Source organism: Hydrotalea sp. (assembly GCA_030054115.1).
Lineage (GTDB): Bacteria > Pseudomonadota > Alphaproteobacteria > JASGCL01 > JASGCL01 > JASGCL01.
This window is the reverse complement of record JASGCL010000006.1, coordinates 1-6,064: the sequence shown is the minus strand read 5'-3', so window position 1 is coordinate 6,064 and position 6,064 is coordinate 1. Positions and strand designations below refer to the sequence as shown.

General features: G+C 50.8%; 5 protein-coding genes. All 5 read left to right on the top strand.

Annotated features, from left to right (window positions below; all coding sequences use genetic code 11):
• On the top strand, positions 1–1,212 hold a 1,212-nt coding region (gene hemH, locus QM529_02245), incomplete at its 5' end, for a ferrochelatase (protein MDI9313483.1).
• Between the two features lie 30 nt (positions 1,213–1,242).
• Entirely contained in the window at positions 1,243–1,662 is a 420-nt protein-coding gene (locus QM529_02240) for a DUF2306 domain-containing protein (GenBank protein MDI9313482.1), read from the top strand.
• Between the two features lie 112 nt (positions 1,663–1,774).
• A complete protein-coding gene (gene trpS, locus QM529_02235; GenBank protein MDI9313481.1) occupies positions 1,775–2,788 on the top strand; it encodes a tryptophan--tRNA ligase in 1,014 nt (337 codons plus the stop codon).
• Positions 2,789–2,819: 31 nt separating this feature from the next.
• Positions 2,820–3,512, top strand: a complete 693-nt coding sequence (locus QM529_02230) for a HesA/MoeB/ThiF family protein (protein ID MDI9313480.1) — start codon at positions 2,820–2,822, stop codon at positions 3,510–3,512.
• A 95-nt stretch (positions 3,513–3,607) separates the two neighbouring features.
• The coding region (locus QM529_02225) for an aminotransferase class III-fold pyridoxal phosphate-dependent enzyme (GenBank protein MDI9313479.1) at positions 3,608–6,064 on the top strand (2,457 nt) is incomplete at its 3' end.

The following is a 6,064-nucleotide window of genomic DNA, read 5'->3' as shown; positions in this document are numbered from 1 at the left end:
GTGATAGGGCAGAATAAATTGCCCTCAAGTAACGCAGTGATAGGGCAGAATAAATTGCCCTCAAGTAACGCAGTGATAGGGCAGAATAAATCGCCCTCAAGTAACGCAGTGATAGGGCAACATAATGTCTTGCCAAAAAAAATCGGTGTGTTGGTGGTGAATTTGGGTAGCCCGACCACGCCAACGACCGGTGCGGTGCGGCGGTTTTTGCGCCAATTTTTGTCCGACCCACGGGTTATTCCCCTGGCGCGGGGTTTGCCAAATTTGTTTTGGTGGCCGTTGTTGCGGTTTGTGATTTTGCCGATTCGTAGCTCAAAATCCGCCAAAAAATATCGCGGCATTTGGCGCAGTCAAGACAACCAATCGCCGCTCCATTATTACACCGACAACATTGCGCGGAAATTGCAAACATCGATGGCAAAGAATATCCTCATCCGTTCGGCCTATCGCTACGGCGACCGACCGGGCGACAAGGCGGTGGGCGATAAACAAATGGGCAAGAAAAAAACCGCCAGCCATGACATCGGCGGCGGTAGCATCGAACGGGAAATAAAAAACCTGCAATCCATGGGTTGCCGGCGCATTGTCGTCCTGCCGCTTTACCCACATTACAGCACCTCGACCACCGCCTCCATCATCGACGAAATCGGTCGCGTCTTAAAAAAAATGCAACATCAGCCGACCATCAATATTGTGCCGCCCTATTTTGACCATCAGGATTTTATCGCTTTGCTAAAAAAATCGGTCGGTGATTTTTTTCGCGACAGCAAAGGGGGGAAAAAACCAGCCGCGCAAATAATCGTCTCCAACCACGGCATTCCAAAATCATTTGTCAACAATGGCGACCCCTATAGTTGCCAAGCAAAAAAAACCGCACGCTTGCTTCGTGAATCGTTGCGACGCGACAGCACCACCATGCCGACCGCCTTCCAATCGCGGTTTGGCGCGAACGAATGGGTCAAACCCTATTGCGTTGATGTGGTGAAACAATTGGCGGCGCAGGGTTGTAACCGCCTCGCTATCATCGCCCCCAGTTTTGCCGTCGATTGTTTGGAGACGTTGGAGGAAATAAATATGGAACTGCGTGCCGATTTTTTTAAACACCATGCCAGCCCCAACCAAGCCGAATTTTTTTACATTCCGTGTTTGAACGACACCGCGCCAGCCATCGCCTTTTATCAAAAAATCCTGTCGCCGTTTTTATCATATTGATTCTTTTATTTTATCGAATATACTGACGGCATGAATCTTTCCCTCATTACCGCCGAACCCTTGGCAATTCGTGTTCATCTGTTCCTTGCCCTGTTGGCGATAGCACTTGGCCTGTCGCAATTTTGGTTGCGAAAGGGAACATGGCGTCATAAAATCGTCGGTTATTTTTTTGTGGTGTTTGTCGCCAGCCTATCCATCGCCAGTTTTTTTATCAAATCGTTGTTTCCGGCCTTGGGGCTGGGGTGGCTGTTTTTTGGTTTTTCGCCGCTTCATTTATTAAGCATCTACGTGCTTTACAGTTTGGGCCAGGCCATGTGGGCCATCAAACATGGCGATGTAAAAACCCATGAACGGGCGATGAAGGGGATTTTTTTCTACGGCATTATAGTGGCCGGTATTTTTACCTTGATGCCCGGTCGTTTGTTGTTTCGCGTGTTTTTTGGTGGTTAGGATTTTTCTGCAAGCCATCTTACAAGTCATCTGTAAATAATGGGCTTGTGGATTGTTGGGGGTGGCCTTCTACCCTTTTGCTTTTTATCTTTTGCTATTGTAAAGCAATCATATGGCAGAAAAAACAAAACGCGTCTTATCGGGCATCCAGCCAACCGGCGCGATACATCTTGGCAATTATTTGGGGGCGGTTAAAAATTGGGTCGCGTTGCAACGCGACATGGCATGTTTGTTTTGCATCGTCGACATGCACGCCATCACGGTGTGGCAAGAACCGACCGAATTGAAAAAGGCAACCCTGTCGCTGGCGGCGACGTTATTGGCCTGCGGCATCGACCCCGATAAACATATTTTATTTCACCAATCGGGCAACCCCGACCATTCCGAATTGGCGTGGATATTTAATTGCGTGGCGCGGCTTGGTTGGCTGAACCGCATGACACAATTTAAGGACAAGGCCGGCAAGGATAGGGAAAAGGCCTCGACCGGTTTATACGTCTACCCCAACCTGATGGCGGCCGATATTTTGGTTTACCACGCGACCCATGTGCCGGTGGGTGAAGACCAAAAACAACATTTGGAATTGGCGCGCGACATTGCCGATAAATTTAACCACGATTTTAACGCCCCCGATTTTTTCACCCTGCCGGCACCATTGATATTGCCGGTGGCGGCGCGGGTGATGAGCCTGCGCGATGGCACGAAAAAAATGTCGAAATCGGACCCGTCCGACCAATCGCGCATCAACCTGCTTGACGGCAACGACGCCATTGCCGATAAAATCAAACGCGCCAAAACCGATTCCGGCGTTATGCCCGACAAATGGGACGATTTGGAAAAGACGCGCCCCGACGTCGCGAATTTGATTGGCATCATGGCGGGCTTGACCGATGCCACGCCAGAAAAAATTGTCGCTGATTATGCCGGCAAAGATTTTTCGTCCTTCAAAAAATCTTTAAGCGAGGCGATGGTTGCAACATTGTCGCCCATTCGCGAAAAAATTATTGATTTTGAAAAAAACCAAGACCACCTGCAACAGATTCTTATCAATGGCGCGGCGCGGGCGCATGACATCAGCCACCCGATATTAAAAAAAACCAAAGAGCTGGTTGGTTTCATCGGTTAGAAAATTGGTTGGGAATGATTTTTTGATTTTCATGCTGACCGATGATGACACCGAACGTTACGCCCGCCAAGTGGTGATAAAAAATATTGGCGAGGCCGGCCAGGCGCGTTTGATGCAAACCACCATCGCCATGGTTGGGGTCGGCGGTATTGCCAATCACCTGTTGCCATTATTGGTTGGCGCGGGGTTAAAAAAAATAATATTGGTTGATGATGACGTGGTGGAAAAAACCAACCTGGCGCGGCAATTGATGTTTCGCGAATCCGACATCGGGGTTAAAAAAATTATTGCCGCCAAGAATTATTTGCTCGGCATTAACCCCAAAGCCGAAATTATCACCCATGATAAAAAAATTATGGCGATGGCGGATAGTGGGTTATTGGCCACGGCCGATGTGCTGTTGGAGGGGAGCGATAACCTGGAAACAAAATTATTAGGCGATAAAATAGCGACCAGTTTGGCGCGACCGATTATCATCGGTGCGGCCACGGCATACGACGGGCAGGTTGGTTTTTTTCACGGCGACGCATATCGCTACAGCGATATTTTTGAAGTCGGCCATTTCAACGACATCGGCAATTGCCAAACCGCCGGCATTTTGAACAGCACGCTGGCGCAGGTCGCCGGCCTGATGGCGCAATTATTTTTCGATTATGTTTTTGACGGCATGGCCGACCATCGCTTCTTCCTGCTCGACCGCGGGCACACAATCGCGCTGAAGTAACGAAGCGGCAACGTAAACCAAGATGGGCAAACAAATTGCTAGTGGTTGTGCCGAAAGCAGGTTGCGTCGCGACCTAAAAATTGGTAGAAAAAATCATGAAATTCCTGCACGCTAACCCGCCACAATTTTCGGCCGATGTTATCGCCGACATTGCGTGGCAACATTACGGCCTGCGTGGTAAATTAAAAAACCTTTACAGCGAGCGTGACCAAAATTTTTATTTGAAGCAAGAGGACGGCACCGGCTTCATGTTAAAAATTGCGAACCAGGTCGAGGACCCGGCGATTATCGATTGCCAAATAAAATTGTTCGACCATCTGGCCATCATCGACCCGGGGCTTCCCGTGCCGCGAGTCATAAGGACGAAGGACGGCCAGGACAGCATCCACCTGAAATCGCTTGAAAAAGACGCCGAGAAAAAATCCGGCAATAAATATATTTTTTATGTTCTAAGCTACCTCGAGGGGGAATTGGCGCATAACGTGCCCTTGACCGCGCCGATAGCCTACGACATTGGCAAAATGCTGGCGCGGCTGGGCCTGGCGATGCGCGGTTTTTTTCACCCCGCGACCGGCGGCCGCGACCTGTTGTGGGACATGCGAATTGTGCGGCAATATATTCCATTTTTGGCCGAACTGCCGGTGATAAAAATCGGCGACACCACGCTGGCCGACCTGGCAAAAAAACAGATAGAGGATTTTTCAACGCGGGTTTTGCCCAACCTATCGTCGCTCCGCGCCCAGGTTATTCACGGCGACGTGCATGAACATAATTTGATATTGCACCCGACCAGCCATGCCATCACCGGTGTGATAGATTTCGGCGATGTTATTCACGCGCCGTTGATATTTGACATTGCCGATTCGGTTTGCGATTTTTTGAATCAGCCACAGCGAATCGATACCATGATGCGCCCGTTGGTTGCCGGTTACGCCAAATTGATAAAGCTGGAGGAGCCCGAGGTCGCGGTGATTTACGATATCGCCCTGATGCGCATGGTAACCGCCCTGGTGGTTAATGTGTGGCGCGCCGCCCGCACGCCCGATGAAGAAAATTATTTGCACGCCGCGACCGATGGCACCATCCAGGTGGTGGAAATGTTGCAAACCATGGGGCGCGACCGCGCGACCGATATTTTCCGCATGGCGGCGGGTGTGCCGGCGCAAAAATTTTTCAAACTTAGCGACAACACGCCAAGCGGTTACAGCGCGGATAAAACCCCGAATAAAATCGATGACAAATCAACCGCCACCGCCAACCCGGCCGGCGCAAAAACCCCGGCCGATGTAGCAACCTTAATCGCGCGGCGCAAAAAATTCATGGGGTCGCATCTTTATGTTTTTTATGACCCGCCGTTAAATATCGTCAAGGGCGAGGGCGTCTGGCTCTACGACGCGCATGGCCGCCGTTACATGGATTGTTACAACAACGTGCCGATTGTCGGCCACGCCCATTCTTACGTGGTTGAGGCTATCAATCGCCAAGCACGCACCCTGAACACCAACACCCGTTATTTGGGCGAGGAAATTTTGGACTATGCCGAACGCCTAAGCAAAAAAACCGGCGGCGAATTAAACACCTTTGCCTTTGTCAATTCGGGGAGCGAGGCCAACGACATTGCCTGGCGCATGGCATTGGCCTGGGCCGATTTAAAACCCGGCCACGGCGGTGCGGTGTGCCAAGAATTTGCCTACCACGGCATTACCTGGGCGATTGACGCGGTGTCGCCCTCCGCCAATAAAATCAGCCAAGCCGCGCATTTGGCGCGTTACCCGCATGTTCGCACCATTGTCGCGCCAGACGCTTACCGTGGCCAATATGGCAATGACGGCGCAAAATACGCGGGCGATGTCGACAATGCCATTGCGTCGCTGGCGCAGGAAAACATGAAACCGGCCGCTTATTTTTTGGATTCGACATTCATCACCAATGGTATTTTGGAACCCATGGCGGGTTACGTGGCCGAGGTTTTTAAAAAAATCCGCGCCGCCGGCGGGTTGTGCATCGGCGATGAAGTGCAGTCGGGGTTTGGCCGCATGGGAAAAAATTTTTGGGGTTATCAACATCACGGCGTCATGCCCGATATTGTAACCATCGGCAAACCGGCGGGCAACGGCCACCCGTTGGGCATAGTCATCACCCGCCCCGAAATTTATGAAAAATTTATCAAAAGCACGGCTTTCTTTTCGACCTTTGGCGGTAACAATGTTTCCTGCGCCGCCGGTTTGGCGGTGCTGGATGTTATCGAACAAAATAATTTGGTCGATAATGCATCGCTGGTTGGCGATTATTTAAAAACCGGTTTCAAAAAATTAATGGCGCAACATGACGCCATTGGCGACGTGCGCGGCATCGGCCTTGCCCTGGGTATTGAAATTGTGGCCGACCGCAAAACCAAAAAACCCGACAAACCCACCACCGACAAATTGATAAATAAATTGCGCGACGAAGGTGTGTTGGTGGCGAGCGAGGGCGAACATGGCTCGGTTATAAAAATGCGCCCGCCGCTGATTTTCACCCAACATGACGCCGATTTCGCCCTGGCGGCCTTC

Coding starts and splice junctions, on each gene's coding strand:
- QM529_02230 (MDI9313480.1), top strand. CDS start 2,820: ATGCTGACCGATGATGACACCGAACGTTACGCCCGCCAAGTGGTGATA.
- QM529_02240 (MDI9313482.1), top strand. CDS start 1,243: ATGAATCTTTCCCTCATTACCGCCGAACCCTTGGCAATTCGTGTTCAT.
- trpS (MDI9313481.1), top strand. CDS start 1,775: ATGGCAGAAAAAACAAAACGCGTCTTATCGGGCATCCAGCCAACCGGC.